The organism is Photorhabdus sp. P32, assembly GCF_038085095.1.
GTDB classification, from domain to species: Bacteria; Pseudomonadota; Gammaproteobacteria; order Enterobacterales; family Enterobacteriaceae; genus Photorhabdus; species Photorhabdus luminescens.
In genome coordinates this window covers 1-25,436 of record NZ_JAZGJN010000261.1, presented here as the reverse complement: position 1 = coordinate 25,436, position 25,436 = coordinate 1, and the positions used below count along the sequence as shown (strand labels likewise).

Here is a 25,436-nt window from a genome sequence, read left to right as displayed (position 1 = left end):
CGGATACCGACTTTTTAGAAGGAAATTCTAAATTTTATTTAAGGGAAAGAGATGGGACAACAAACAAATCAGGTTGGTTGCCCTAGTAAACTAAACGATGAGTTGATTTATAGGGCAAAGGAATATCTATACGGTGGTTATGTTGAGCACGAAGCTGTTATTCCAAGCGTGGCAGGTTTGGCGTGTTATTTGGGTATTGCACGCTCTACTGTCTACGAATATGCAAAACAATCAAGTGAGTTTTCGGACACGTTAGAAGGGATTTTGGCGTTACAAGAAAGCAAGTTGATTAACAAGGGACTGGTGGGTGAATTTAATGCCACAATCACTAAGCTGATGCTGGCTAATCATGGCTACTCAGATAAACAAGAAATCGATCACCGTTCCCCGGATGGTTCTATGTCTCAAAATCCAACTACTATCAGGCTCGTTGGAGTCGAGCCAAAACAATGACGGTAGCAGTTGACCTGCCGATTCCCGCAAAACTCGTACCTGTGTTTACAAAAGAAAATGTCCGTTACCGCGGTGCGCACGGTGGCAGGGGCAGCGCTAAAACTCGAACATTTGCAATGATGAGTGCGGTTAGAGCTTATCAAGCCGCTGAATCTGGTACCAGCGGGGTTATTTTGTGCGCTCGCGAGTTTATGAACTCTCTCGAAGAGTCATCAATGGAGGAAGTCAAGCAAGCGATCCGCTCCGTTCAATGGCTGGATGATTACTTTGATATTGGCGAAAAATACATTCGCACAAAGAATAGGTTAGTCAACTATGTGTTCTGTGGTCTACGCCATAATTTAGACAGCATCAAATCAAAGGCCCGTATCTTGATAGCGTGGATTGATGAGGCGGAATCAGTTTCTGAAACGGCATGGAGAAAATTAATCCCAACCGTGCGTGAAGAAGGCTCAGAGATTTGGGTAACGTGGAACCCTGAAATTAACGGCAGCCCGACTGATGAGCGCTTTCGCAAAACGCCACCGGATAATTCTTGCATTGTTGAAATGAATTACGGCGATAACCCGTGGTTTCCTGATGTACTGGAACAAGAACGAGTAAACGATCGAGCAAGACTGGATGCCGCCAGTTACGCTTGGATATGGGAAGGTGCCTATCTGGAGAACTCTGATAAGCAAGTGCTGGCGAATAAATACGTTATCAAGGAATTCCCCGATAACCTTTGGCAACAGGCGGACAGGTTACTGCTTGGTGGCGACTTCGGTTTTGCCAAAGACCCCAGCACGCTGCTTCGCATGTTCATTCTAGATAACTGCCTGTATATCGAATATGAGGCGCACGGCGTTGGGGTGGAACTCGACCATATGCCCACGTTCTATGACCAAGTGCCAGAGTCTCGCAAATGGCCTATCAAGGCTGATTCAGCCAGACCGGAGACTATCAGTTACCTCAAGCGACAAGGTTTCAATATCTCCGCCGCTAAGAAGTGGCAAGGTAGCGTAGAGGATGGCATCACGTATCTGCGGGGCTTTAAGCAGATCATCATTCACCCCCGTTGCAAAGAGACAGCAAAAGAAGCCCGACTCTATTCCTACAAAACAGATCGCATCACCGGTGAGATACTTCCCGTCATTGCGGATGCGCATAACCACTGCTGGGATGCGGTCAGGTATGGATTGGACGGATATATCAAGAGTCGCACAACAGTATGGGACATCATGTAATGGCAAAGAAAACATTTATAGGCCGCCTGACTGATGGCCTGCACAGTATGATGACATCACTTGGCGAACGGGTGGCTGCAATCAAATATGCGAGCAATGAGAAAAGGGATATCCCCGACAAAGAGTTGCTCGCTATGTACAAAAACTCATGGGTGGTGAAAAAGTACATAGATAAGACAGCCGATGATATGTTGAAACTACCCCGCGAATTTTCCGGTGATATTGATGGCTCTCTTGTTCAACGCATCAAAGACGCAGAAACAGTATTAGGCGTCTACAAGATATTCCGTGACGCGCTAACTTGGGCGTCATTACTGGGAGATTCGTTAATTGTTGCAATAACTGACTGTTCTGATGAGATGATTAGTGAGCCGCTTAATCTCCAGTCAGAAGACATCATTAAGTTCTTGGTATTGAGAAAGGGAGAGTACACGCCAGCTAGTGATGTTATCTCGGATATTGCATCACCGCACTTCGGACAGCCACATACATATCAGCTTGATATCGGTAGTGAGCAGCTTAAGTTTCATCACTCGCGCTGTCATCGCACAAAACTGGGTAAACATAGTCTGAAGGATGCGACTAAATTTGGGACCTCAGATCTGCAAGCGCCATATAACGCTATCAAAATATTTGACACAGCAATCATCAGTACCGGTGACACAATCCAGGAGGCCAATGTCGATGTTATTTTCCTTCCGGGTCTAAACAATCAGATTGATGCGGGGCAAGAAGCACAAGTTATCGAATATGCTCGCGTGATGAAGCAAACTAAATCGTCAACTGGCCTAATGTTAATGGATGCCGGCGATAGCACGATGCAAAGTCGCTATGAGCAAAAAACTGCTCAGTTCTCCGGTCTCTCTGATGTGATCACAAAGATAGCTAATGTTCTGGCCGGAGCGCTTGACAGACCTATCAATATTTTGTTCGGGCAGTCTGCTAGCGGGTTTAACTCTGGTGAAGAAGATAATAAATCGTATTACGAAACAACAAACGGGTTACAAGAAACGCGGTTGCGGCCAATGCAGGACTTTGTTGATCAGTTCATTCTCGACAAACTCGCCGTCAGCATAGACACAATCAGCTACGAATACCCGTCCATTGACAGCATCAACGAAGCTGACGAAGCGGCTCGCTTTTCGCAGTATGCAACAGGATTTACTTCTTTAGTTCAATCTGGCGTTGTTACAGAAGATATTGCATTACGTGAAATGCAGGCGCGGGGCGTGCTGACTACTGTGACTAATGAGGAAATAGAAGCTATGGCTGGAGTAAATAATGGACAGTGGTATTAGTCTGAAACAAATGCTGGAGAACAAGCAGGGGCGTTTGAAGGCTCGCAATCGGCTAATGCGTCCCCCTACTCCTAGCAAGAGAACTGAGGTCTGGTATCGCGACAGGCTCATCGAATTTATTAAGATGATGCAGGGTGTTGTGATAGATGACTTGCAAAAGCCAATTTTAAACGACGCACCCAACACCCCATCACTTTCAATCACTTCAAGACTTTCACGAGCAATTCAGAAACTGGCGAACATGTCCATTCTCGATATGGCGAGACGCTTGTCATTCGGCATGGTCAAGCGTGCGAATGAGCAAAACAAGTCACAGACGCAATCGACATACAAATCGGCGTTTGGCATTGATTTAACTGGGATGCTCGGTGATGAAGTTGTGAAAAAACAGATTGATGATTCTGTGAAAGAAAACGTTGATTTAATCAAGTCGATACAGACTGATTTTATCAATGATATCGGCTCTAAAGTATTCACGAATCTGTTTGATGGCGGACGTCACGAAAACCTTGTTTCTCTCATTCGTGAGCGCGGGCAAGTAACAGAAAGCCGAGCAAAGCTTATTGCTCGTGATCAGACGGCAAAACTGAATTCGGCACTGACAGAGCAGCGGCAAAAAGCGCTTGGTATTGACTTGTACGATTGGGGCGGCGCGGGTGATGAGCGAGAGCGTGACAGTCATTTCGTATTGAACAATATGACATGCAAATACTCAGACCCTACAGTTTATTCAGATGATGAGGGGAAGACCTGGAAGAAGCGTAAAAGCATTGGGGCATTTGAGGGTAAGCCCGGTGACGACTATCAATGTCGCTGCATAGCTCTTCCGAAAATATCTTGGGATTAATTATGGCATGGAAAAAAACTCCGCAGGGGTATGTTGTGACCCCTGCGACGATTACCCGTGCAGGTCCGGTTGAATATTACGGGCATGAAGTCGGGTTAACCGGCAAAGATATCAACAAAAAGATCACCATTCACCGCACTATCGAAGAACTTTCCAAACCTGAAACACTGAAATCATTTGAAGGCATGACGTTGACGCTAACCCATCCAGATAGGGGCGAGGTTAATGCTGATGAGTGGAAGGATAAAACTATTGGTCACATCCAGAATGTTAGAGCGGACGGTGAGTACATCGTTTGTGATGCTTATATCAAAGATGCAGCGGCTATTGAGGTGCTGGAAGAGAAAGGTATTCGAGAACTTTCAGTCGGTTATGAACCTGCGGAAATAGTCGAGAAAAACGGCGAGTTATATCAAATCAACATCCTCGGCAATCACACTGCCGTTGTAGCGGAAGGGCGCAAAGGCGCTGATTGTAGATTAAACGATAAAAAAGGTAGACCAATGAAGAAACTCTCATTGAAAGATGTCATTGCGTTGCTCAAAGGTAAGCGAGCTAACGATGCCGATGGGCAACCTCTAACTGAGGAAGAATTAATTGGCATGATTACAGCACTGGAGAAAACATTGCAAGAGCTGGAGGGCAACGCAACACCAGAGGCCACAGCAAAAGCCCAAGAAGTTGTGGCGCAACTTGAAGAGCTTAAAGCTCAGCTTGAGCAGTCAAAAGGGGCTGGAGCACCGCCTCCCAATGATGCCGATCCCGATCCTGCTGGTGGCGATGACAAAGACGCCCGTATCGCAGCACTTGAAGCCGAGAACGAGCAACTGAAAGCAGAAAATCAGGCGCTTAAAGAAGAACTGGAAAAACTGAAAAGTTCACAAGATACCGAGACTACTTTGAACGATGCGAAAGCACGCTTTCCCAAAGTGAACTTCAACGATGCTAAATCCGCGCGTGATGTTCGCTCTCGTGTTTTGCTCAATTGCGGTGCATTCAATGACTCGCAAGTCAAGGTTATGTCCGATGATGAAATTCGTGCGGCTTATGCTGCGGTACAAGCCACATCTAAGCCGCGCAGCAATATCGGATTTCACTTGCTAAATGACTCAGCACCAAAAGCTAAGAAATCAGCATCTCAACGTTTAGGGGGTAAATAATTATGGCATTTGGTTTTACAGATTGGGATGCCGGAACTGGCACGTTTAAGCCCGGATCTATCAGACGCGCATCAAGCTCAGACGATAAAGTTTGGGGTGAAGAAAACCGCACTGATACAGATTTGTTGTACGGTACTTTCGTTGCGGTGAATTCAGAGGGCGGCGTAAAGCCAATCGCATCAGTAACTGATGTTATTCACGGTATTGTGGTTCGTGATATCTACGGTGATAAATCACCCCACAACAAACACGTCAACGTAGGGCATTTCTCGCACGGCGATTGCGTGGGAGCGTTGGCTGTTGAAAAAGATACATTCACCCGTGGTGACAAGGCTTACATCGTTGCAACAGGCAAAGACGCGGGCAAAGTAACCAACACAGCGAAAGGCAATATTGATTTGGGCTACTGGGTTGAAGAAGTTAGCGCGGGTAATCACTGCGTAGCTATCACTCTCGGTTACATTCAGAACGCACAGAAGACAGGAGAGTAATGATGGCTATGGAAACCGCAGATTTCGAAGAAGTGCTACAGGAAGCACTGACAGAACGCGATATGCAGTTGCAGGAAAAAGAGTTACCGGAAATCAACATTGGGGAAGCCCTCCCGGTTAAAGAGGGACTGGATTTCGCACTTGAATTTGTGGATTTTGGCGTATCTAACGTTGTTGGCTCAGTCAAAGACGGTATCGTCGGCAACAAGACCAACAGCCTGAAAACCATCGATTCAGAAATTGAATGGCTGAAAGCGCCGGTCGGTCAGTGGGCCAAAACCGCAACATGGACGCAACAGGAACTGGAAAAGATCGCCCGACTCAACATCAACCTGAAAACCAAAAAACAGGATGATTTGTACGCCAACGCGCTGGCAACTATCCAGTATGCGGGTTATGTCGGTCATGAAGTCGTGAAAGGGCAGGAAGGGTTGCTAACGGGTTCCAAAGTCCAGGTGATCACAGACAGCACCAACAAAACAATTGAGGACATGACGTCTGACGAATTTGTTAAACTTGTGCTTAATGCCTATAACGTCGCGTGGCGTAAATCCAGCTACCGCATCCAGCCGACGCACATCGCAATGGACGCAAGCGATTTTATGCTTGCTATGCAAAAGTTCGATCCGAACCCGATTGTTGTCGGTACTGATTTACTGCCCATTGCGGCGATGGATCGCATCATGGCGGCACTGCGCAAAGCTTCCGGGAACGAAAAGTTCAGCATCACGTTCGTGAAAATCCCAAGCAATTACGCTGTTGGAATTAAAAACGGCAAAACCCGCCTGGCGGTTTACACCTACGAAGCAGATTATGTTGAAATGGAAGTACACATGCCTGAGCTACTTGCGGTTCGTGCGCGCGACCTGCTGACCTACGAGTGCGGGTATCGTTCGGCATTCGGCGGCGCAATGTGGAAACAACCGCAGTCCGCTGTTTATGTCGATTACAAATCCTCACCACCACAGTAACCGCAGGGGGTAGCATGGAATTTATCGAACGTTACCCTGAATTTGCCAAAGTTGACAAAAATCGCATAGAAATAGCTCTGCAAGATGCTGCTAATCAGATGAGTAGCAAAGTGTGGGGCAAACTCTATGAGCAGGGGCGACAGGCTCTTGCCGCCCACCTTCTCTATGTCTCTGGAGCATTAACCCGCAGCGGTAACAGCAACGGAAAGCCCGTACAAATAGCGACAAGTAAATCGGCTGGTGGGATTTCCATCGGCTATTCTGCGCCTGACGCGGGCTTTAGTACTAATCATGATGGTTATGCATCCAGTTCTTACGGACAAGAGTATTTGCGCCTGCGTAAATTGGTCTCTCGGCATATGCTGGTGGTGCGATGATTAAGAACTCTGGCAATTTCAAAGGGGCAGGGCTTAAGGCTCTGGAGGCTAGAATCAGGGCTTTAGGTAAAAAGAAGGTGGTTGTCGGCGTGCCTGCGTCAGCTAACCACGCCCGCAAAGATGGATTGAGTAATGCCACTATTGCGGCGGCTCATGAGTTCGGTGTTCCAGGGCATATCCCAGAGCGTTCTTTTTTGCGTTCTACTTTGAACGAAAATAAAGAGAAGGCCGCTGACTTCTTGTCAAGAAAACTAAAAGAAGCATTAACAACTGACGGTAACGTAACCATGCCGTTAATAATGGTTGGTCAAAATCTTGTTGGGGAGATTGGCAAAAAGATAGAGGCAGGGATAAGCCCACCTTTAAGCGAAGCTACAAAAGCAGCCAGAAGGCGGAAAAATAAGTCAGCAAAAGCAAAAGAGGGCAGAAAGATGACACCACTTCATGATACCGGAAATCTCTTAGCTGCAATAACGTATGAGGTACGAGATGAAGGATGATTTTGTTAATGAAATTTTCGACGATGATTTCTTTCGGCAAGAACTGGAGTTCAAAACATCTGACGGTCAAAGCCAGGTGCTTGTTTGTATCGTTCAGCCAGCGGGAGCGGAAGATCTCCAAATTCTGCCAGAAGGTGATCGCTATAACCCGACAGTCAGGGTGATGACCCAAGAAGAAGTGAAAGCCAAGGATCTTTTCTCATGGAACGGCCACCGCTGGCGCATTATTAGCAATGCACGTTGGAATGATTATGGATACTACGACTCTCTCGCAACTCGATATGAGGGCAGTCAGACAGACGATAGCGACGGTTTTGAAATTACCTGAGTCTCAGGTCTTGGATAGTGACGGTGAAACAGATGTGTCTGATATGACCTCGTTTATCACTGTCAATCGGGTCACATCGGAATTGATGGGTGAAGAATATAAGTTCAATGCTAAGAAAGAAGTCGAAATTATCACTCTCACCCGCGAAACGCTTATCTCTGTCAACGCCTTTGGCAAAAACTCATATCTGATAATCGAAAAACTGGCTAGCGTTCTGAGCACCAGTTACGCGCAATCCCTGTTAACACGTATCGGTGTTGGGCTAGTCAGAAAATCCCAAATTCGCAACCTGCCAACAGCCATTGCTGGTGGCAAAGAGCAACGGGCACAAATTGACTTAACACTCTCTCATATTCATCGTATTGAAACGCCGCTATATCAGGCGAAAACGGTTGATATTACAGTACATAAGGATTAGCAAATGAGCTTATCTATTAATCAGGTGGTCAATGCTCAGATCATGCCGCAGGCTATGGCTGCACAGCGTCGTGATTTGAGCATGATAGCTATTTTTACTCCCGAAGTGGGTAATGCATTTACTGATGACACGACACGATATGTCATTGTGTCAAGCGCTCAGGACGTAGCAAACTTATTCGGTACTAAATCAGAAGCTTACAAAGCATCACAGGCGCTTTTCTCAGTGCGTCCCACGCCTAAACGCGCTCTTATTGCACGTTGGGCGAAAGAGAAACAAGAAATTCCGGCCACTGCTAATGCGCTTAAGGGATCAACTATCTCTGTGGGTATCAATGCATTCAAAGCCATTACTGATGGATCAATGGTGCTGAATGTCGGTGGTAAAGATGTTCTGCTCTCCGGTCTGAATTTCAGCAAAGCGATTGATTTCTCTGATATTGCTAGCGTTCTGCAAGCAGCATTACCAAAAGACAGTAATTTACAAGCAATCTGGGATGCAGTCGGCCACCGCGTCATTATCCAGGCGCAAACTGCCGGTGCGTCTCCCGCAACAAAATTGGGTTATGTCACGGAACTGGACGCCGGTACTTATATCGGCAAGATGCTGAAACTTGGAGACGGGCAAGCAACAATTGTTGTTGGTAAAGCTGCTATCACAGTCGAAAAAGAATTACCCTCAGAAGCCTTACACAGGTTACAAAATATCTACCAAGACTGGTACGGCGTCTATTTCGCTGATGCTGTCACTGATGAGCAATTAGATGATGTTCACACCTGGGTAGTGTCTGCTGATATGAAAGTGGCTGCTTATACTGCCTTGCGTGACGAACAAATCGAGTGGAACAACGACAATATCCTTAAAAAGCTGTATGACAAAAATAGTGGCCGCTTAATGGTTCAGTTCAACAAGACCGGGGATGATCATGCCGCCGTAGCGTTGTTGTCTATCGCACTGTCTACAAACTGGAACGCGCAGAGCTCAGCTAAGACAGTCAAATTTAAGCAGCAAACAACCGTTCGTTCTGATGATCGGATTACTCAATCAGAAGCAGAAAAATGTAAGCGTCTGGGTGTGAACTTCTACACCGATTATGACGGTGTGAGCATGCTTGCTGAGGGCGCGATGATTGGCGGTCAGTTCATTGATGAAATTGTTGGTCTTGATGCGTTCATTGATGCATGTCAGAAACAAGCGTTCACCACATTACAAGCCAACCCGACGAAAATCCCACAGACTGATAAAGGTCAGGCCATGTTAATTGGTGCGCTAAATGTTATTGGTGCTGAATTCGTGCGCAATGGATTTTTAGCGGGTGGCCTCTGGCGCGGTAATGATGTAGGTGAGCTGACTTACGGTGATCGGCTAGACGAGGGTTTTTACTTCTACTCAGATGGCTACGATTTGCAGTCTATTGCTGACAGGGAAGCGCGTAAAGCCATGCCGATTATGTGTGCTATTAAGCTGGCTGGCGCTATTCACTCCGTTGATATATCAATCCAATTTAATCGCTAAGGGTGTAAGTCATGGCTTTATACAAACATCACCAGAGCATTTTGACGCTCAATGGTTACGAAATTACTGCGTTTGATGAGTCGGCGGATTCGGTCGCGATTGCGCCAATTGGGGACGATGGCACTTATACGATTGGGGCCTCTGGGCGAGGTGTCTTTGTCTTTACGGGTAACGAATCAGGAACGTTAACAATTAAACTGTTGCAGCATTCGGAAGATAACAAATTCCTGATGGATTTGCGTAACCTGATGATTAACAACCCAAAAACATTTACGCCCATTGAGATGTATTTCAAAGATACGCTTAACGGAGATGAAATTATGGGTTCGCGCGGGTTCTTTACAACGCCGCCGACAATCTCGCGCGGTACCGGGCATAACGCAATGACATTCGTCATTCAATTTGAGCGTGTAGTCACTAAATTAGCCAAGGGGATGTATAACTAATGATTATCGATAACATCAACTATGAACACAGATTATCTAATTTCATCGAAGCCAAAAATCACGCTTTGAAGCTGGTTGGCTTACTGAAAGGCTGCATCAGGCTGGACGGTGATAAAGTTGATATTGATATTGGCGCTATTGTTTCTAATATCGGCTCACCAGAAATGCAGGGCATTGAACAGTTTATTTTGAAATATGTCACGGTGACTGATGCAGACGGTAATACAGTATTGCTGCAAAAACCCGATGTATTTAACCAGCACTTCAATACTTATCGATCTCACTACTTCCAGCTAATTATTGACGGGGTGAAATTCCACTTTGCGGATTTTTTGCCCGGTGGGGTCGCCTCTGTGGTAAGTATGCCGAACTTGGCGGCTCTGAATCTACAGTGAGTGACGTTGACTGGATGGTGTGGACGCCCATCATGAGAAACATGTGCACCCTTCATGAACTCCGCACTGTCTACTCACTCTCTGATGTTATTGATATGCATGAAGCGATAGCTGAAACGTTATTATCTGAAAAGAGGGCAAACGATGCAGATCGACGAACTTCTGGTGGCTATCGGCGTTGATACATCCCAGGCGGCCAAAATTAAAGAGGTCATTGTTGCTCTTGGTGTAGCAGCCACGCAGATTGCAAACGAAGCCAACAAAGTTAACAAGACGCTTGATGGTGTTGGCGAGCAATCCGTCCAAAGTACAGAGGAAGCCACAAAAAAAGCGGATGAGGCCGGAGCATCAATCAGTAAATTAAAATTGCTTGCTGTAGGGGTTGTAGCGGCTGTTAGTGTTGCGACTACCAAAGTGCTTGGCTTTATTAATAGTTCTATCGAGGGCGCTAAGGATCTGGCGAAAGAAAAAGGGCTACTCTATAAGATATCAGACCGAGAACTAAAACAGGCTGATGAGTATGAGAAGTCAATGAAGAAAATGGGACTATCTATCGATTCAATCAAGACAAAGATAGCGCTCAATCTTGTGCCCTCTCTGACCAAGGCCGTTAATGGTTTCAATGAGTGGATGACAGCAAACAAGGCATTGATCACCAATGGCATAACAAAAATCATTAAATTTGGGGGAAAGGTTGTTCAGGTTATCTTGAATAACATTAAAGCTGTTGGAGGGTGGAAAAATGCTTTGCTTGGTCTTGTGACCATACTTGCAATAGTTAAGCGTGAAATGTTAGTGGCGTTCATTGCTAACCCTATCACCTGGATTATCGCCGCTATAGTAGGGTTAATGCTCATCATAGATGATCTGATGGTCTATCTTGACGGCGGTGATTCTTTGTTTGGTAGTTTTTGGGGTGCCTGTATCAAGTGGATAAAAGACGTCATCAAATGGGGGCAGGACTTTTACGCTAAATACAAGGGCATTATCAATAACTTGGTGTCGATTTGGAGTCAGTCATTTAAAGCGATTTGGGCTATCTTTAGCGGAGTTTTCCAATATATCTGGAACGTCATTAAGCTATTTGTCGGCCTCTTTACCGGCGATATGGATCTGGTCAACAAGGCATGGGCCGGGATGACCGTCTCGCTGATGAAAATATGGAATGGACTGATTGCTTATCTTAAAACTTTCTTTGCTTTCTTTGGGGTGATGTGGGGTATTGCGGGAAAACTGGCAACAAAAGCCTGGAGCTCGATAAAGAAACTGGCTGTCAGGGCGTTTGACTGGATAAAGAGCAAGGCTAAAAGCTTTGTGAGCAACATAGGTACTATATTTGGTGCTGTATGGGGCTTTATTACTCAGCCGTTTAAGAACGCGTTTAAGTTTGTTAAATCACTCATTGATATCGCGACTAATGATAACCTAACCTTTACTGAAAAAATCGAGAAAATTTTTTCTGCTATCTGGGGTTACATCACCGCCCCGTTTAAGAAAGCATTCAAATTTGTGCTTGGATTGTTTGGTGTCAACGAGAGCGAGGCTGATAAGTATATATCCAATATCGGTAAGACCTTTGATGGTGTGATTGAGCGCATAAAGGCACCGTTTAAAGCAGCGTTTGACTGGGTGATGAGCTATTACGATAAAACGGTAGGAAAGGTCGTTGGGTTGATAAACAAATTACGAGGTGTTAAAGATGAGGTAGCTAATCTAGAGCAGATTGCAGCTACAATCAATGCTGGTGATGGCTCCACTATTGGTCAGTCTGTTGCCTATTCAACTACCAGTAGCAGTAATCAGACAACAGTTAATCATGGGGATGTAAATGTCACACAGCACATTACTGCTCCATCACCTGAAAAAGCCGCTCGTTACGCTAATGATGGTCTTGGTAGGGAATTAAAACGCACTGCATATAACCAGCTAGGGACAGTTACTGGCTGACACATTAAGATGAATGGATGAATGTGTTTTATACAGGTAAACTTACCATTCAGTTTTTATTTTATATGAGGGTGTTTTGTGAAAAAACTAACATTCGTAGCCTTATCTGTGCTAGCTCTTTCTGGCTGCAAAGTAGACGTAAGTACTGAAGTAAATCTTGATGATGTACAATCACATGAACATAAGCTAGCTAAGGGAGATATAAATTTCGAGGTTTCTTCATGTAAAGATTTTGAGGATTCAAGAATTGAATCAAAAAGTCTTAAAGAATTAAAAGAGACTATTCCATCAATTTTCCGTGGCGCTCAATTCGTAGAGTGTTACGACAAGAGGATGGATTCTTTTGCTCATTTCACTGTTCCTGTTGGGGTTGGTAGATTTGGAGAACAGGCAAAAGAACAGGATGCTGATATTTATATCTTTTCTCAGGGTGATATTCTGGCTGGTGTTTATATGGATAAAAATCTAATCCAGAAAATCAAAAAGCACGAGAAAGACGCCATTGGTAGCTTTGACTTTAGTATTTCAGTTAAAGTTAATTCAGATGGAAAGCCGGAAACACTAAAAGTAATAGGCGCTTTTATGAAAGGGAAAAATTTCAACAATCACCCAGCGATTGTTCAGAATTTGGAATGGAAGGGTAAGGACCCTATAACGTTTTCGTTATCGGATGTGTCAATAGAATCATTAATGAGAAATGGATCTGTTCCATTCTTGGTTGAAAATAATACTTTTGATTCAAAAAAAAGCTAAAGTAAACAGCCCCGCTTCGGTGGCGGGGCTGTTTTATCTGTTATTTTTGGGACTCTATCAGCTTCTCTAAACGATCTAGACGGTTTATTATTTCAAGAGTTAAATTTACTGGCTGCTCACTTTTTTGTTCTTCATTGACGGATTTTTCAAGAATTCTAACTATTTCAGCGTTAAGGGATCTTCCGTTTCTGTCTGCTTGATTTATTAATTTTTCCTTTACATCATCAGGAATTCTTACGCCGGTTGGTCCAATATTTCTCATTCCACGCATAGCAAAAAATCTCATAAGAAACTAATGCTACACAGTGTAGTTAAAAAGGTGTTGACTTAATACTTACACGGTGTAGTATTTATTCAACACGGTGTAGTTTTTTGATGAGGTGATAAATGGAAAAGATAAGGGAAATTCCACCAACTGGAGTAAGGTTGCCGTCTGAGCTGAAAGGAATATTGAAGCGAATAGCCAAGGAAGAAGGTAGATCCTTGAATTCAGAAATAGTCCAGCGGTTAGTGCGGAGTTTGAAAAATGATGAGAGAGTACTAGATCGGTAAGAACCGAAAGGATGAATCGCTCAAGTTGGAAGGGGAAAGAATACGTAAAAAACAGAGCAAAGTACTGGGTTTGCTAATTCCACGAGAATAAAAAGATGATATTGTCCACCAAAAGTAGCGAAGCCCCAACTATCGTGGGGATAGTCAGGGCCTCTAATTGTCACAATCCGCGTGAGGAATATAGACATGATAAGTATAGCAATTAATGAAATGCATAACACTATTAATGTAGCCATAACTCCATTCACTTTTCAAGATAAACAAATACGTACCTTGGTTAAGAACGGTGAACCTTGGTTTGTTGCACAAGATATTTGTGATGCTCTGAAAATCGCAAATAGTCGCGATGCTATCGCAAAACTTGATGATGACGAAAAGGATGTCGCTTTAACCGACACCCTAGGCGGAAAGCAAAATTTAAACATTATCAGCGAGTCAGGAATGTATTTCCTAACAATCCGTTGTCGTGACGCCATTAAGCCAGGAACTTTACCTTACCGTTTTCGCAAGTGGGTGACTGGTGAAGTATTACCGGCAATTCGTAAAACGGGTAGTTACCATAGATCATTAGTTGCTGATTTGTCATTCAATGGGCAAATTCTTTCAACTATTGAAAACGGCGTAACAGTTAAAGCTGAGAAACTGAGAGATGATCAGCGTGTCTTAACACTTAACGAATTCATGTTTCTTGCTCAGAAAGCTGGCTATCTCATCATTCATAAAAACGACCTTATGAACATGGAAAACCGCTGGTAGTTATCCAAGCCAAGGATGGCGTACTGTAAATAAATTCAGTAGCGTAATGTAATATATAGATATATATATTTCACTTTGGTATATTTTTGGCGGGCTGCGGTGAAAAGGAGCTGACCATTGATGCTTCTAGTCCTGAATCATTGAAGTCTTCAACTCAGGCTATTTATAAGTCCCTGAAAGGTGAGGAAGCCGCTAAGTTTAAAGAAGCAACTTTAAATGTAGCAATGGCAGCAAGAATGATAACCGATAAGGAAGACGAAAAAGTTCAAATAATCAACAAACTGATAGGCGGCAAAACCGCTAAAGAGATCATTGCTATGGATGAGAAGAAGTAGACCATCCTTGGCCTATGAGATTAGTACTTCCAACTGTTTTCCATGCTCAAAAAGTTTTCTCTATGAATAATGAGATAGCCAGCCTTTTGGGCTAACTCCATGAACGTATTTAGGGTTAAGACATGGCTGTCAGGAGTAACTAACTGACAGCTATCGACCGTATTGTTTCGCATCGTGATGAGGATCTTGCCATTTTCGGGGAATTGAATTCCGTTTAACGAAAGTGAGGTTTCTTTGCCAAGATACTCGCCTTCAAGCGCCAGCTTATGAACATACTCGATAGCTTCGGTGATTTTCTCAGATGGCAATTGATCAATGTGAGATACATTAAAACGATGGTGGATGAAGCTATAAGCCTCTGGGTACATCATCCCACGCTTACCCACCAGCATGTTAACGGCATCACGTAACGGGGTGCGTTCGTCTGTTGTGGTTTTCTTCTTCCTGGTTACTTCGCCATTAGTCCAATACTCATAAAGAACGTCGTCGCATTCATCCTGATATTGAATAACCTTATCGCGGATCTCAGGTTTAACTTTGTTGGGGCTAATAGTTGCTAACCAGCCAGCTAACTTGCGAAGAGCTAGACAGGTCATTATCTGTATTCCGCTAGATGTAGGTATTTCGATTTCCGAAACACCTTTAGCAAACCTTTGTTTTAATTTAACAAATTGAGCGCCCCAAGCCATTCCCATACCTTCAACTATGGGTTTCATTGGAACGTATGGCTCGCCGTTGTGGTTAACTACATACAAATTATCGCCGTGGAATGGGACGTTAATTGTTGCTATACTTGACATGTCTATATTCCTTAGTCGGTTTTGGACAAATTAGAGGCCCTGACTATTGCGAGTAGTTGGGGCTTCGCTATTTCTGGCTATGTATTCCTTAAGTGCTTTAACGATTACATAATTCATGGATCTATCTTGTGTATTTGCAATACATTTCAAGCTTTCTCTTACTTCGTTTGGCATCCTGATATTTACTTGTGGTGGTCTTCCTATATTACTCATGGTTCCTCCATATAATATAGCCATTGGCTACCATTGATAGGCTAGTAGTTAATGGCTACCATGTCAACAATTTATTATGCCGGATTCTATTTATGCGTCGTGATCCACAGATAAACATTCGCTTACCCCAAGACCTCAAAGAGGCAGTGCAAAACATGGCATCAGACAACAAGAGGTCTGTAAATGCCGAAATTGTTGCCATTTTGTTAGATGCAGTAAGAAAGCATGAGCTAAGTAATCAGAGCCAATCATCATCAGGAACGCAACTAAAGACAATAGATTGCCTCATTAAACGAGAGGTATTAGAAGAAATTGCGAAGCTTGCCGCAGAAAACGCAGTAAAGCTTGTAAAGAAGTGAAGCAGCCCCGTAAGGGACTTTTGTAGGTACTTACAAAAATTTTGCATGTGGCAATAAGTGGAATGTTATTTTGGGGTATGCTAATTTGTCATCTTATGAGGCACTAAAATGTGCATTGCTCTTTACACAATGAATGCCCTGCCCTTGTGGGGAGTCTTAGTAAGTCCGCTCTTTAACACCGCTGTGCTGAAAAGCACATAAGTAACATCACAAAAATGAATTATCTATTTTAATTTAAAGTAGAAATTATTTTTTGTATTAATCAATTTTAATTTCATCGCCTGAATTCACGCGATAAACCCTATGCAACTTTTGCATGGGGCTTTTGCGCATGGATTTTTTCTAAATTTCATCTAATCAACAAAAGAAAAAAGCCAGTATTTTCGCTACTGGCTTTTTATGGAACCTTTTTAAGGGGAAAGTAAATATGTTTGATATGAATGTAGCAAATCAGGGATCAGTTGTCACTATGTCAAGTCGTGAGATCGCGGAATTGGTCGGGAAAGAAGTTTCTCATGTACATCGTGATATTCGCGCAATGGTTCCTGCTATTTATGCAGTTGAACAGGGTGAGAACGTTAAGTCATACAAGTGGGACACTAATAAGAAAAAGATGATGCAGTTTTTGGATCATCATAATATTCAGGGTATTAACCCAGTTTTTGATGATAGGGGATATGTCTATGAATTCCTGCTTGATCGCCGTCACACTGAAATATTAATCACAGGATATGATATTAAACGCCGTGCGGCAGTAATCGACCGTTGGTATGCGCTTGAGTCTGGTGTTGTTCAATCTATGATTCCTCAATCCCTTCCAGAAGCTTTGCGTCTTGCTGCTGACTTAGCAGAACAAAAAGCTCAGCTAGAAAATCTGGTAGTTGAGATGAAGCCAGATGTTGAAGCATATGATCGTATTGCTAAAAAGGCCGAGGGTAGTATGTGCATCACCAATGCAGCTAAACATTTGCAGATTCAGCCTAAGTTGTTGTTCAAAACTCTGTCTGAGAAGCATTGGATTTATAAGCGTGCTGGTGGAAGAAGCTGGCTTGGGTATCAAGATAAAATCCAACAGGGTTTACTTGAACATAAAGTAACTATTGTTACTAAAGACGATGGTACAGAAAGAGTGTGTGAACAGGTTTTAGTTACTGCCAAGGGTATAGCCAAAGTATCTAAGATTCTGAATAACGCAATAGTTTAACGAATTTATGCCAAGGATGGCTCAAATAATCACCTTTTCTTACATTATTGTGTGGGTTATTATTAACTAGTAGCAAGCAAGGGGGTGTTATGAACACAGTTTACAAAGCACATTTTTGTGATCAACAAGTTAATTTTGTTGTGAATGTCATCCATGATGATATGTGGATTGCCGAGTGTGATGAATTAGGGTTGGTGACCGAAGCTAAAACCTATGATGAATTGACAGAACGAGTGTGGGAGATAGCTCCCGAACTATACGAGATGAACCTGGATGGTAATCCTGATGGGATGAAAATTAGTTTCGTTCAGGAACAATCTTACGATTCAAGGATAGCGCTCTAACATGGGATCTGGCTTATATCCACAACTTAAAGAAATCTTATTGGCGCATGGGTGTTACTTCGTTAGACAAGGTAAAGGCAGTCATGAAATATGGCGTAGTGATATAACCAATAAAGCATTTAGTGTGCCATATACAATAGTCTCTAAGTATACCGCTAATGCAATTCTGAAACAGGCAGGAATCAAAGAAAAAATTTGATGATTTTGCTTATGCCAGACCGAAGACCCTCATGTTACCAAAAGATAACCCGCCATCAGAGCGGGTTTTTTATATCTGGCCGCTTATGCGGTTTTTTTACGTCCAATGTTTCTATTGGTTAATCAATGGGTATAATTTATGAGCAATTTAATAATGAATAAGGATTATACGTTTATGTCTGAAATTGATTTTGAAGCATTGGGTCGCTGCCATCATCTGAAGAGTAAAATACTTGAAGCCCTTCGCAAGAGGGATGATGCTTTTCGCGACATGAAAAATCAATACCATGCTGACCCAAGCCCGTTTGACAGAATACATGAGATAAATATGGAGTTTTTCCATGAAAAATTCAAAGAACTAGACGAGGCAAACGCCGAACTTGTCATTTTAGTCAGTGAATACAACAAGTGGGCGGAAAAAGCCGGTGAATGCACTATGAAGTGGATTAAAAGCCGCTAATAACTCTAAGTTATCACAGGCCGCATTGAGCGGCCTTTTATTATAGGTACTGTATGGATTTACTCAGCGGTTTTAACACAACAAAGGCAGCATCGGTAATAACTCGTTCAGTCGGTGAGTTTCAGTTTGACTGCGTGACTGTTGAAAATCACGATTCAAGTTTACGCATTACTGAGAACCCGGTAGAGTCCGGGGCCGCAATTGCCGATCATGCTGTTCTTGAGCCGAAAGAAATCACGATAACTGGGATCATTGTTGGTTATGAACCGCCACAATACTCAAGAGATATTGCAGATTTTGATTCTAGCGTGATTGATACATTTCCCTTACCTGTTGAAATTCGTGCTCAAACAAAGCAGGCGGAAGCAATGATAAACCGCTATATCTCTGTTGCTGATAACGTTATTGAGCAATCCCAACGAGCAATAGCGCCGTTTTTACCTGATTATCAAGGGCTAGCTGGCGATAGTTCACAGACCCTTGATAGGGTGGGGAAAGCTTATAACGACTTGCTTAACTTACAGAAAAAAGGCGAAACAATCACAGCTCAAACTGGCTTAAAGCAATATGAGAATATGATGATTGTGAGTGTCAGTGTTTCTCAGATGTACGATGGTTCAGCCGAATTTTCGCTTACATTGCGCGAGATATTCATTGTCGAAACTCAGACAGCAAAAGGACTGAGCGTGAAAAAATCACCCAAAAAAAAGCAGATGGGAAAAACGCAACCCAAACAAGCTGGTGATAATAAATCAATGCTCAAGAGTGGCAATGAGGCATTTGGTAATCCACTTGGGGGGCTTAAAAAATTTTTAGGTTGGGGAGCGTAATGATATACGAAATTCCAGTATCAACAGAAGAAATACAAGAACAGTCTTTTACATTATTCGACATGAACTTGCGTTTCACACTCTATTTCAACCCTATTTCTAATGGCTGGCAGTTTGATTTGCTTGATACAAACACAGATCAGTACATTGCTCAGATGTATGGACTCACAGTCAATAGCCCGACATTGATAACAAAGAACTTACCGTTTGTAATTGTAATGGGTGATAGCTCCGGCTTTGGACTTAATTCTGTTAGACGCTCTGAATTAGGAACCAGATTGAAGGTATATTTTGTTGATAAGGAGTTGTGGCGTGAAACAATTCGGGAGACAACTTAAACTTAATATTGGCAACGAAAAAGAAAGTATTGAAATAACAAACTTAAGAGTGGCTTTCGAAGTATCAAAGACAATCACAAGCGAACCCAACCCGGCAACAATTCGAGTTTATAACCTCAATCAATCACATCGAAATCTAATTACCAGTAAAACCTATAACAAGATATCACTGGCGATTGGCTATGAGGAACTGCGGGTAATTTATACCGGCGATATTATTGAGGTCGTTACTCTTCGTGATGACCTGGATTTCATTATTGAATTGACGTGCGGTGATGGCTATGAAGCTTATACCGGAGCATTAGTTAATAAAACTCTGAAAGCCGGTGCGACTGATGCTGATATTTTAGCTGAAGCTACAAAGTCAATGAAAGCCGGTAACGGTGTGATTGATTTGCCTAAAGATAGGGCCTTACCGCGTGGCAAAGTACTAACAGGCAATGCTCGTGATGTAATGCACAAGATAGCTCGTAACAATGGTGCTGATTGGTCTGTTCAAGACGGAAATATGGTTGTTCTGCCGAAAAACAAAGTGCTGGCAGATAATGAAGGATTTGTACTTTCACAAGAAACCGGAATGATAGGCAGCCCTGAGAAAACAGATGATGGACTACAAATCACCTGCCTTTGTAATCCAGCATTAAGAATAGGCGGACTGATTCGGATTCGGTCAATTATTCCCGAATACAACGGTGACTACAAAATCACTGAATTAGAACATTCAGGCGATTTTATGTCAGACGATTGGAATACGCTGATAACGTGCACCGGTGGAAAATATCAAAAGGTGAATAATGAACAAAAATCCAACTCTACTTGATGTACTCAATAAAAAAGCAGAAAACGAGCGTTTAGATATTCACACCGCATTACCCGCCCGCGTTGTTTCATTTAACGGCCACACAGCAACAATAGAGCTAATGATCACTCAGACATTAAGTAACGGTGAAGTTATCGAATTACCGCCGCTTGTTGACGTTGTTGTCCAGTTTCCTCGTGCTGGTGGATTCTGTTTCACTGTTCCAGTGAAAGCTGGTGACGAGGGGTTGGCTATCTTTTCAGAACGGTGCATTGATGGTTGGTATGCAACAGGCAATAAATCCGCTCCTCTTGATGCTCGCTTACATGATTACTCTGATGCTTTCTTTATTCCTGGAGTTTGCAGTCGGCCGAAGAAAATACCTGATTTTTTTTCGGGCGGGGCATCTATGCAGACTGATGACGGCTCAACGTACATTCGCATGGCTAACGGGAAAATCACCATTAAAGGCGATATTGAGCATTTGGGTAACAGCCAGCAGACCGGACAGCATCAACAAATTGGCGATTGGAGCCAGACTAGCGGCAACAGCGAGTCAAGCGGGACTGTTAGTGCTGCGAAGGTTGTAGGTGGTGGCATTGATCTACAAACCCACGTACACGGCGGTGTACAGCCGGGTGGTAGCAACACGGGGGCACCCAAATGAGAGTACGGCGATTAGATAGCAATCACGATTGGACTTTTGGTAATGGTCGCAGTGATTACGCTACTAAGTCAGAAGCTATCGCTCAGTCGGTACAAACTCGGCTTTTGTCTTTGCGTAATGACTGGTTTTTAAATCCCGATCATGGGGTGGGATGGTTTGGTTATCTAAAGAAAAATCCAAATTTAATGCAAATGGAATCAGAATTGAAAACCACAGTTCTGAAAACTCATGGAGTGACAGAAATTACCAATTTTGACATCAGAATTGATAAAGATAGCCGAAAATCTCTGGTAACTGTCACCTATATTGATATTTACGGCAATAAAAAAGAGGTCAATGCTGATGCTCCAAATAACTGATAAAGGAATAGTCATTGACCAACTCTCAGACATCCACCAGCGGCTGTCAGATGGGTTTAAGAGTATTTACGGTGAAGATATCAACCTTGATGCAGATACGCCGGACGGGCAGATGATAGGTCTGTTTTCGCAAGAACTGGCGAATATTAATCAAGTGATTGCATTTATCGTACAGATGCTAGATCCATATGAAGCCACAGGCTCATTTCTTGAACAAAGGGCGATGTATGCTGGACTTGTGCGTCGTGGTGCGGAATTTAGTTACATTGATGATGTAGTGATCTCCGGCAATACTGGCGTAACACTACCCAAAGATACGGTATTAATTGATGATAATCGTGTCAAATGGGTGATATTGAATGATGTAACGCTGAATGAGAAAGGATCTGCCCGCGTTAATTTACGTAGCAATGAATTAGGGGTTTTCTCACTGCAAGCAGATAAAGAGCTACAGAGTGAAACCGTAATTGTTGGTATTGATAAAATTGTAACGACAAAGGAAGCAAAGCCAGGTGATGATGAAGAAACAGACGGTAACTTCTTGAGGCGCTTTATGCGTTCTCACTCAATCAACAATCATGATGATAGACAGGGGATCGAAGCTGCTTTACTTGATTTACCCGATGTGAAGCAAGCGCGAGTATATGAGAACTACACTAATCAAACGGATGATAAAGGCGTACCATGTCATACAATGAATGCCGTGGTTATTGGCGGTAAAGATGAAGATATCGCCGTGACAATCCTGAAAAAGAAAATTGGTGGTTGTGGGTTAATGGGGAATATTTCATATTCATGTGGATATTCAGGCACATCACGGCAAGTAAAATTCGACCGTGCAGAAATTGTTGATATTAAAGTTAGTTTGCTTGTAGAGCGCATAAACGGTTTTCATGATATTGACACTGACGGCATTAAAAAGTCACTTGCTGCTACTGAATTTGAAATCGGTCAATCTGTTTATGCCATGCGCTTAACATGCCAAGTTAATTCCATTTCAGGTTTTTACATTAAATCAATCACAGTTAATAGCTCCGATAAAGCCATTATTGGTGTCAGACAATGTGCTCGCATTAAACATGAAAATGTGGAGGTGCTGATTGAATAAAAAACGAAAAGACTTCCTAATCTGGCAATATAGAGGAAAACCCAAGGCCCGGCAGACTGTCGGGCTTTTGCTTTCTGAGAGTGCGACAGTTTTCAAATCAGCAGTTAAGTTAACTGAAATACTTGATATTGATAAATCAACAAAATGGGGGTTAGATTTAATTGGTCGGCACGTCGGTATTAGTCGGATAATGAAGTCTTTTGTCCCAAAAAGTTATTTTGGCTGGATGGGAATAAAGAGCGCACTGGGTTTTAATGCTGGCGTTTTTTATAGATACGGGGATTCTCTGAATGATTCGACAAATCTTGATGACGAGGATTATCGATTTTTTATTAAAGCCAAAATTATTAAAAATTACCAACATCCGACTCTTGAAAATATAACATTATCGATTTCTTATTTGTTGGGAGAACAGGCATTCATTATCGATAATTACGATATGACAATGAATATTGTTATTCCTTCAAGTTACTTAACCCCTTTCCGACTGCACGCGATAAAAAAATTGGACATATTATCTCGTCCAATCGGTGTGCAATATAAATATATCGTAATCACAGATCGCCAGCCGTTTGGGTGGGCTAATGATCCCCATGCGTTCGGTTTTGGTGACGGAAAATTCACGAGGATTGTAGATGTCAATAATTAACAAACCAGACTATAAAGTTTTTGCACAAGACGCCAAATCAGGCGAGATTGAAACTTTTCCCGATGTACTGAGAGGATGGGGTGTCACACTAGACAGAACGGCAGGCAAACCACCGCTTGAATGGTTCAATTCTGTGGGTAAACGAGTTGACGAATGGCTGATGTATCTCTCACAACGCGGGTTGGCTGAATGGGATTCAACTGTAGATTATCCTCAGTATTCCGCTATCCAGCATGCCGGGAAGTTTTATGTTGCAATAAATGAAAATAGGGAACAACAGCCAGATCATTCACAATCAGCATGGAAACCAATAGCAGATTTTATCGGGGCACCAAAATCCATTCTCGACGCACTAAACACAAAGCAAGACAAGGGAGACTATGCAACTAATTCAGCGCTGAAGACTGTCAACGACAACGCTAATAGCAAATTGTCCAAAAACCAAAACGGCGCAGACATTCCCGATAAAAATACCTTTGTGAAAAACCTCGGATTGGTGGAGACGGTGAATAAGGCGAATAATGCCGTTCCGAGTAGCCGGAAAGTGAACGGGAAGGCGCTGACTGGGGATGTGAGTCTGAATGCCGGGGATGTAGGGGCTTTTCCTTCACTCCCGGTTGGACAACTACAAAATGGAGGTAAATTCTCAGATTGCCGCGAGTGTGGTTTCTATCACGTTTTTGGCGTAAATGTTAATACTGTTGCAGATTTCCCGCGTTACTCAACGAGTGAGCCGATGTACACATATGGCGTACTTGAAGTGTACAAGCAAGGGCCTCTAATATCACAAAGGTACACAACGCACCTTGGTGAAATCGCTGTGCGTCAAGCATTCCCCGGAAGTGAAAAACTGAAAGATTGGATTATTCATAGTCAGCACGCATACGATCTGCTTTATAACAACATCCCTGTAGGAGTCCCGCTGCCGTATCCTCACAGATACACCCCATCAGGTTACCTTACATGCAACGGCCAAACATTCGATAAATCTTTATATCCGAAGTTAGCCTTAGCCTATCCTGACGGTAGAGTACCCGATTTAAGAGGGGAATTTATCCGGGGGTGGGATGATAGTAGAGGGGTAGATCCGGGGCGCGTATGCGGAACGTGGCAAGCTGACAGTACAAAAAGAATACAACTTGCCGCCGGTAACGCTGGTAGTAGTGGTCATTTGTCAATAAACCAAGGACCTCTAGACGGATACCGATATCCGCTTGGTAGGGATGTTACAGGCGGCGCCACCGCTACATCAATTGCTAACAATACAGGCGGCGACGAAACCCGCCCCCGCAACATCGCATTTAACTACATAGTGAGAGCAGCATAATGACAGAACAGAAATACTCTTTAGAACATGAAACAGCCGTGTTGGGTAAAGATGGACTAGCGACTCAAGCAGGCTGGATAAAGGTTTATCATTCGAATCAAATCACACGAGAATTCACAAACTCTGATATTGAATATGTCATGTTGGGTGTCAGCTTATCGGCTGGCGCTTATCCTGACGCACCGAAGCTTCCCGATTCTCACGATAAAGCGGTGTGTCGTAGCATAGATGGAAAGTGTTGGGAAATTCTTCCAGACTATCGTGGAAAAATCGCTTACGACACGTTAACGCGAGAACCGATTGAAATCACAGAAATTGGGGAATTACCCGCAACACTAACCTTCAAAAAACCGCCCACTGATTTTGACAAATGGGATGGTAAAGACTGGGTAGTTGATAAAGACTTACTCAAATCTCATCAGATTAATGAAGCTAAGCAACAACAAGCAGCACTGTTACAGCAAGCAAATGAAACACTTTCATTGCTACAAGACTCTGTTGACTTAGAAGTCGCTACAGACTCAGAGAAAGCGGCTCTGTTGGAATGGAAAAAATACCGGGTATTGCTGACTCGTGTAGATGTTGATCAGGCGCCGAATGTGGTGTGGCCGGAAGTGCCGAAGTGAAGAGTAGGGCCGTTTGGCCCTTGTTGTTGTGGGGCATAGATGGGGCAAAGTAATGACATAATTAAGCATGCATAAGCACATCTGGTGTGATATCAGTTTCATAATTAGCTGTTAAATCACGAATAAACACACTTATGCATACTTACAAGGATTAATTACAACTCAGTGTAAACATATTGAGCCATTATGCTATTCTCTTTGATTAATAAAGTATTTTTTTATTCATGGTTTTATTGTGGGGCATAGATGGGGCACTTTGACTAAATTTGGCATTCAAAAGTTCTACTTGGCTTGCATTATTTTCAGGCATCCAATTGCCATACACGGTGAAAATCATTTGAGCGGAAGTGTGACCCATCTGTGAAGCAATAAATGATGGGTTCGCTC

The 25,436-nt window shown here is 43.1% G+C and carries 36 protein-coding genes and 2 pseudogenes; 34 read left to right on the top strand and 4 right to left on the bottom strand.

Annotation, left to right across the window (positions count from 1 at the left end; translation table 11 throughout):
- Positions 1–51: 51 nt before the first annotated feature.
- The 17 genes from V2H77_RS11560 (at position 52) to V2H77_RS11480 (ending at position 13,125) form a co-directional block, all read left to right on the top strand.
- The gene (locus tag V2H77_RS11560; RefSeq protein ID WP_341498890.1) at positions 52–453 is read left to right on the top strand and encodes a DNA-packaging protein; all 402 of its coding nucleotides are present in this window, start codon (positions 52–54) and stop codon (positions 451–453) included.
- The gene (locus tag V2H77_RS11555; RefSeq protein ID WP_322192482.1) at positions 450–1,679 is read left to right on the top strand and encodes a PBSX family phage terminase large subunit; all 1,230 of its coding nucleotides are present in this window, start codon (positions 450–452) and stop codon (positions 1,677–1,679) included. Before V2H77_RS11560 ends, V2H77_RS11555 begins: the two co-directional genes overlap by 4 nt.
- On the top strand, positions 1,679–2,977 hold the full coding sequence (locus tag V2H77_RS11550; RefSeq protein WP_322192481.1) for a phage portal protein: 1,299 nt from the start codon (positions 1,679–1,681) through the stop codon (positions 2,975–2,977). The genes V2H77_RS11555 and V2H77_RS11550 overlap by 1 nt, the downstream gene beginning before the upstream one ends.
- Positions 2,961–3,824, top strand: a complete 864-nt coding sequence (locus V2H77_RS11545; protein ID WP_341498889.1) for a phage head morphogenesis protein — start codon at positions 2,961–2,963, stop codon at positions 3,822–3,824. The genes V2H77_RS11550 and V2H77_RS11545 overlap by 17 nt, the downstream gene beginning before the upstream one ends.
- 2 nt (positions 3,825–3,826) lie before the next feature.
- Entirely contained in the window at positions 3,827–4,984 is a 1,158-nt protein-coding gene (locus V2H77_RS11540; protein WP_341498888.1) for a DUF2213 domain-containing protein, read from the top strand.
- Positions 4,985–4,986: 2 nt separating this feature from the next.
- Complete coding sequence (locus tag V2H77_RS11535) at positions 4,987–5,475, top strand: structural cement protein Gp24 (RefSeq protein WP_341498887.1); 489 nt, start codon at positions 4,987–4,989, stop codon at positions 5,473–5,475.
- Positions 5,475–6,446, top strand: a complete 972-nt coding sequence (locus V2H77_RS11530; RefSeq protein ID WP_341498886.1) for a major capsid family protein — start codon at positions 5,475–5,477, stop codon at positions 6,444–6,446. The genes V2H77_RS11535 and V2H77_RS11530 overlap by 1 nt, the downstream gene beginning before the upstream one ends.
- A 14-nt stretch (positions 6,447–6,460) precedes the next feature.
- Positions 6,461–6,823, top strand: a complete 363-nt coding sequence (locus V2H77_RS11525) for a DUF4054 domain-containing protein (protein WP_341498885.1) — start codon at positions 6,461–6,463, stop codon at positions 6,821–6,823.
- Positions 6,820–7,323 (top strand): hypothetical protein, encoded by a 504-nt coding sequence (locus V2H77_RS11520; protein ID WP_341498884.1) that lies wholly within the window; start codon positions 6,820–6,822, stop codon positions 7,321–7,323. Before V2H77_RS11525 ends, V2H77_RS11520 begins: the two co-directional genes overlap by 4 nt.
- Positions 7,313–7,651, top strand: coding sequence for a hypothetical protein (locus tag V2H77_RS11515; protein ID WP_322192464.1), 339 nt, complete (start codon positions 7,313–7,315; stop codon positions 7,649–7,651). The genes V2H77_RS11520 and V2H77_RS11515 overlap by 11 nt, the downstream gene beginning before the upstream one ends.
- Positions 7,575–8,069 (top strand): phage neck terminator protein, encoded by a 495-nt coding sequence (locus V2H77_RS11510; RefSeq protein WP_341498883.1) that lies wholly within the window; start codon positions 7,575–7,577, stop codon positions 8,067–8,069. The genes V2H77_RS11515 and V2H77_RS11510 overlap by 77 nt, the downstream gene beginning before the upstream one ends.
- A 3-nt stretch (positions 8,070–8,072) precedes the next feature.
- Positions 8,073–9,584 carry a DUF3383 domain-containing protein gene (locus V2H77_RS11505; protein ID WP_322192466.1) on the top strand — a complete coding sequence of 504 codons (1,512 nt, stop codon included), beginning with the start codon at positions 8,073–8,075 and terminating at the stop codon, positions 9,582–9,584.
- 11 nt (positions 9,585–9,595) lie between these two features.
- Positions 9,596–10,030, top strand: a complete 435-nt coding sequence (locus V2H77_RS11500) for a phage protein (protein WP_088374846.1) — start codon at positions 9,596–9,598, stop codon at positions 10,028–10,030.
- Positions 10,030–10,425: a phage tail assembly chaperone gene (locus tag V2H77_RS11495; protein ID WP_322192467.1), complete on the top strand. Its 396-nt coding sequence runs from the start codon at positions 10,030–10,032 to the stop codon at positions 10,423–10,425. Before V2H77_RS11500 ends, V2H77_RS11495 begins: the two co-directional genes overlap by 1 nt.
- Positions 10,422–10,607, top strand: a complete 186-nt coding sequence (locus V2H77_RS11490) for a hypothetical protein (RefSeq protein ID WP_341498882.1) — start codon at positions 10,422–10,424, stop codon at positions 10,605–10,607. The genes V2H77_RS11495 and V2H77_RS11490 overlap by 4 nt, the downstream gene beginning before the upstream one ends.
- On the top strand, positions 10,570–12,372 hold the full coding sequence (locus tag V2H77_RS11485) for a phage tail protein (RefSeq protein ID WP_322192468.1): 1,803 nt from the start codon (positions 10,570–10,572) through the stop codon (positions 12,370–12,372). Before V2H77_RS11490 ends, V2H77_RS11485 begins: the two co-directional genes overlap by 38 nt.
- 78 nt (positions 12,373–12,450) lie before the next feature.
- On the top strand, positions 12,451–13,125 hold the full coding sequence (locus tag V2H77_RS11480; protein WP_341498881.1) for a DUF7424 family protein: 675 nt from the start codon (positions 12,451–12,453) through the stop codon (positions 13,123–13,125).
- Between the two features lie 40 nt (positions 13,126–13,165).
- Here V2H77_RS11480 and V2H77_RS11475 read toward each other — a convergent pair whose 3' ends face one another.
- The gene (locus tag V2H77_RS11475; RefSeq protein WP_341498880.1) at positions 13,166–13,411 is read right to left on the bottom strand and encodes an Arc family DNA-binding protein; all 246 of its coding nucleotides are present in this window, start codon (positions 13,409–13,411) and stop codon (positions 13,166–13,168) included.
- A gap of 101 nt (positions 13,412–13,512) precedes the next feature.
- Between V2H77_RS11475 and V2H77_RS11470 the strand changes: the two genes are divergently transcribed.
- From V2H77_RS11470 to V2H77_RS11460, 3 genes and pseudogenes are all read left to right on the top strand, one after another.
- Positions 13,513–13,677, top strand: a complete 165-nt coding sequence (locus V2H77_RS11470; protein ID WP_341498879.1) for an Arc family DNA-binding protein — start codon at positions 13,513–13,515, stop codon at positions 13,675–13,677.
- A gap of 210 nt (positions 13,678–13,887) precedes the next feature.
- A pseudogene (locus V2H77_RS11465) lies at positions 13,888–14,235 on the top strand (BRO-N domain-containing protein); the annotation flags it as partial.
- Positions 14,236–14,519: 284 nt separating this feature from the next.
- Complete coding sequence (locus tag V2H77_RS11460) at positions 14,520–14,768, top strand: DUF6694 family lipoprotein (RefSeq protein WP_445935479.1); 249 nt, start codon at positions 14,520–14,522, stop codon at positions 14,766–14,768.
- A 20-nt stretch (positions 14,769–14,788) separates the two neighbouring features.
- On the opposite strand, the gene V2H77_RS11455 is transcribed toward V2H77_RS11460, so the two are convergent.
- Positions 14,789–15,568 (bottom strand): phage antirepressor N-terminal domain-containing protein, encoded by a 780-nt coding sequence (locus V2H77_RS11455; protein WP_341498878.1) that lies wholly within the window; start codon positions 15,566–15,568, stop codon positions 14,789–14,791.
- A 30-nt stretch (positions 15,569–15,598) separates the two neighbouring features.
- Positions 15,599–15,781, bottom strand: a complete 183-nt coding sequence (locus tag V2H77_RS23640) for an Arc family DNA-binding protein (protein WP_041382206.1) — start codon at positions 15,779–15,781, stop codon at positions 15,599–15,601.
- A 92-nt stretch (positions 15,782–15,873) separates the two neighbouring features.
- Between V2H77_RS23640 and V2H77_RS11450 the strand changes: the two genes are divergently transcribed.
- The 14 genes from V2H77_RS11450 (at position 15,874) to V2H77_RS11385 (ending at position 25,049) form a co-directional block, all read left to right on the top strand.
- Positions 15,874–16,140 carry an Arc family DNA-binding protein gene (locus V2H77_RS11450; RefSeq protein ID WP_341498877.1) on the top strand — a complete coding sequence of 89 codons (267 nt, stop codon included), beginning with the start codon at positions 15,874–15,876 and terminating at the stop codon, positions 16,138–16,140.
- A gap of 427 nt (positions 16,141–16,567) precedes the next feature.
- Positions 16,568–17,344 carry a phage antirepressor KilAC domain-containing protein gene (locus V2H77_RS11445; protein WP_341498876.1) on the top strand — a complete coding sequence of 259 codons (777 nt, stop codon included), beginning with the start codon at positions 16,568–16,570 and terminating at the stop codon, positions 17,342–17,344.
- A gap of 89 nt (positions 17,345–17,433) precedes the next feature.
- Complete coding sequence (locus V2H77_RS11440; protein WP_341498875.1) at positions 17,434–17,688, top strand: DUF1902 domain-containing protein; 255 nt, start codon at positions 17,434–17,436, stop codon at positions 17,686–17,688.
- Between the two features lies 1 nt (position 17,689).
- The gene (locus tag V2H77_RS11435) at positions 17,690–17,887 is read left to right on the top strand and encodes a type II toxin-antitoxin system HicA family toxin (RefSeq protein ID WP_341498874.1); all 198 of its coding nucleotides are present in this window, start codon (positions 17,690–17,692) and stop codon (positions 17,885–17,887) included.
- A 174-nt stretch (positions 17,888–18,061) separates the two neighbouring features.
- On the top strand, positions 18,062–18,346 hold the full coding sequence (locus tag V2H77_RS11430) for a hypothetical protein (RefSeq protein WP_341498873.1): 285 nt from the start codon (positions 18,062–18,064) through the stop codon (positions 18,344–18,346).
- A gap of 53 nt (positions 18,347–18,399) precedes the next feature.
- Positions 18,400–19,176 (top strand): phage baseplate protein, encoded by a 777-nt coding sequence (locus tag V2H77_RS11425; protein ID WP_341498872.1) that lies wholly within the window; start codon positions 18,400–18,402, stop codon positions 19,174–19,176.
- Positions 19,176–19,514 (top strand): phage baseplate plug family protein, encoded by a 339-nt coding sequence (locus tag V2H77_RS11420; protein ID WP_322192478.1) that lies wholly within the window; start codon positions 19,176–19,178, stop codon positions 19,512–19,514. The genes V2H77_RS11425 and V2H77_RS11420 overlap by 1 nt, the downstream gene beginning before the upstream one ends.
- Positions 19,489–20,334: a phage protein gene (locus tag V2H77_RS11415; protein WP_341498871.1), complete on the top strand. Its 846-nt coding sequence runs from the start codon at positions 19,489–19,491 to the stop codon at positions 20,332–20,334. The genes V2H77_RS11420 and V2H77_RS11415 overlap by 26 nt, the downstream gene beginning before the upstream one ends.
- A complete protein-coding gene (locus tag V2H77_RS11410) occupies positions 20,309–20,980 on the top strand; it encodes a Gp138 family membrane-puncturing spike protein (protein WP_322192476.1) in 672 nt (223 codons plus the stop codon). Before V2H77_RS11415 ends, V2H77_RS11410 begins: the two co-directional genes overlap by 26 nt.
- Entirely contained in the window at positions 20,977–21,339 is a 363-nt protein-coding gene (locus tag V2H77_RS11405) for a hypothetical protein (protein ID WP_341498870.1), read from the top strand. Before V2H77_RS11410 ends, V2H77_RS11405 begins: the two co-directional genes overlap by 4 nt.
- Positions 21,323–22,447: a baseplate J/gp47 family protein gene (locus V2H77_RS11400; protein WP_341498869.1), complete on the top strand. Its 1,125-nt coding sequence runs from the start codon at positions 21,323–21,325 to the stop codon at positions 22,445–22,447. Before V2H77_RS11405 ends, V2H77_RS11400 begins: the two co-directional genes overlap by 17 nt.
- On the top strand, positions 22,440–23,096 hold the full coding sequence (locus V2H77_RS11395) for a DUF2612 domain-containing protein (protein WP_341498868.1): 657 nt from the start codon (positions 22,440–22,442) through the stop codon (positions 23,094–23,096). The genes V2H77_RS11400 and V2H77_RS11395 overlap by 8 nt, the downstream gene beginning before the upstream one ends.
- Positions 23,083–24,423 (top strand): phage tail protein, encoded by a 1,341-nt coding sequence (locus tag V2H77_RS11390; RefSeq protein WP_341498867.1) that lies wholly within the window; start codon positions 23,083–23,085, stop codon positions 24,421–24,423. Before V2H77_RS11395 ends, V2H77_RS11390 begins: the two co-directional genes overlap by 14 nt.
- A complete protein-coding gene (locus tag V2H77_RS11385; RefSeq protein WP_341498866.1) occupies positions 24,423–25,049 on the top strand; it encodes a tail fiber assembly protein in 627 nt (208 codons plus the stop codon). Before V2H77_RS11390 ends, V2H77_RS11385 begins: the two co-directional genes overlap by 1 nt.
- Before the next feature lie 202 nt (positions 25,050–25,251).
- Here the strand turns inward: V2H77_RS11385 and V2H77_RS11380 are convergent.
- Positions 25,252–25,436 (bottom strand): annotated as a pseudogene (locus tag V2H77_RS11380) (site-specific integrase); the annotation flags it as partial.

Coding starts and splice junctions, on each gene's coding strand:
- V2H77_RS11560 (WP_341498890.1), top strand. CDS start 52: ATGGGACAACAAACAAATCAGGTTGGTTGCCCTAGTAAACTAAACGAT.
- V2H77_RS11555 (WP_322192482.1), top strand. CDS start 450: ATGACGGTAGCAGTTGACCTGCCGATTCCCGCAAAACTCGTACCTGTG.
- V2H77_RS11550 (WP_322192481.1), top strand. CDS start 1,679: ATGGCAAAGAAAACATTTATAGGCCGCCTGACTGATGGCCTGCACAGT.
- V2H77_RS11545 (WP_341498889.1), top strand. CDS start 2,961: ATGGACAGTGGTATTAGTCTGAAACAAATGCTGGAGAACAAGCAGGGG.
- V2H77_RS11540 (WP_341498888.1), top strand. CDS start 3,827: ATGGCATGGAAAAAAACTCCGCAGGGGTATGTTGTGACCCCTGCGACG.
- V2H77_RS11535 (WP_341498887.1), top strand. CDS start 4,987: ATGGCATTTGGTTTTACAGATTGGGATGCCGGAACTGGCACGTTTAAG.
- V2H77_RS11530 (WP_341498886.1), top strand. CDS start 5,475: ATGATGGCTATGGAAACCGCAGATTTCGAAGAAGTGCTACAGGAAGCA.
- V2H77_RS11525 (WP_341498885.1), top strand. CDS start 6,461: ATGGAATTTATCGAACGTTACCCTGAATTTGCCAAAGTTGACAAAAAT.
- V2H77_RS11520 (WP_341498884.1), top strand. CDS start 6,820: ATGATTAAGAACTCTGGCAATTTCAAAGGGGCAGGGCTTAAGGCTCTG.
- V2H77_RS11515 (WP_322192464.1), top strand. CDS start 7,313: ATGAAGGATGATTTTGTTAATGAAATTTTCGACGATGATTTCTTTCGG.
- V2H77_RS11510 (WP_341498883.1), top strand. CDS start 7,575: ATGGATACTACGACTCTCTCGCAACTCGATATGAGGGCAGTCAGACAG.
- V2H77_RS11505 (WP_322192466.1), top strand. CDS start 8,073: ATGAGCTTATCTATTAATCAGGTGGTCAATGCTCAGATCATGCCGCAG.
- V2H77_RS11500 (WP_088374846.1), top strand. CDS start 9,596: ATGGCTTTATACAAACATCACCAGAGCATTTTGACGCTCAATGGTTAC.
- V2H77_RS11495 (WP_322192467.1), top strand. CDS start 10,030: ATGATTATCGATAACATCAACTATGAACACAGATTATCTAATTTCATC.
- V2H77_RS11485 (WP_322192468.1), top strand. CDS start 10,570: ATGCAGATCGACGAACTTCTGGTGGCTATCGGCGTTGATACATCCCAG.
- V2H77_RS11475 (WP_341498880.1), bottom strand. CDS start 13,411: ATGAGATTTTTTGCTATGCGTGGAATGAGAAATATTGGACCAACCGGC.
- V2H77_RS11470 (WP_341498879.1), top strand. CDS start 13,513: ATGGAAAAGATAAGGGAAATTCCACCAACTGGAGTAAGGTTGCCGTCT.
- V2H77_RS11455 (WP_341498878.1), bottom strand. CDS start 15,568: ATGTCAAGTATAGCAACAATTAACGTCCCATTCCACGGCGATAATTTG.
- V2H77_RS23640 (WP_041382206.1), bottom strand. CDS start 15,781: ATGAGTAATATAGGAAGACCACCACAAGTAAATATCAGGATGCCAAAC.
- V2H77_RS11450 (WP_341498877.1), top strand. CDS start 15,874: ATGCGTCGTGATCCACAGATAAACATTCGCTTACCCCAAGACCTCAAA.
- V2H77_RS11445 (WP_341498876.1), top strand. CDS start 16,568: ATGTTTGATATGAATGTAGCAAATCAGGGATCAGTTGTCACTATGTCA.
- V2H77_RS11440 (WP_341498875.1), top strand. CDS start 17,434: ATGAACACAGTTTACAAAGCACATTTTTGTGATCAACAAGTTAATTTT.
- V2H77_RS11435 (WP_341498874.1), top strand. CDS start 17,690: ATGGGATCTGGCTTATATCCACAACTTAAAGAAATCTTATTGGCGCAT.
- V2H77_RS11430 (WP_341498873.1), top strand. CDS start 18,062: ATGTCTGAAATTGATTTTGAAGCATTGGGTCGCTGCCATCATCTGAAG.
- V2H77_RS11425 (WP_341498872.1), top strand. CDS start 18,400: ATGGATTTACTCAGCGGTTTTAACACAACAAAGGCAGCATCGGTAATA.
- V2H77_RS11420 (WP_322192478.1), top strand. CDS start 19,176: ATGATATACGAAATTCCAGTATCAACAGAAGAAATACAAGAACAGTCT.
- V2H77_RS11410 (WP_322192476.1), top strand. CDS start 20,309: ATGAACAAAAATCCAACTCTACTTGATGTACTCAATAAAAAAGCAGAA.
- V2H77_RS11405 (WP_341498870.1), top strand. CDS start 20,977: ATGAGAGTACGGCGATTAGATAGCAATCACGATTGGACTTTTGGTAAT.
- V2H77_RS11400 (WP_341498869.1), top strand. CDS start 21,323: ATGCTCCAAATAACTGATAAAGGAATAGTCATTGACCAACTCTCAGAC.
- V2H77_RS11390 (WP_341498867.1), top strand. CDS start 23,083: ATGTCAATAATTAACAAACCAGACTATAAAGTTTTTGCACAAGACGCC.
- V2H77_RS11385 (WP_341498866.1), top strand. CDS start 24,423: ATGACAGAACAGAAATACTCTTTAGAACATGAAACAGCCGTGTTGGGT.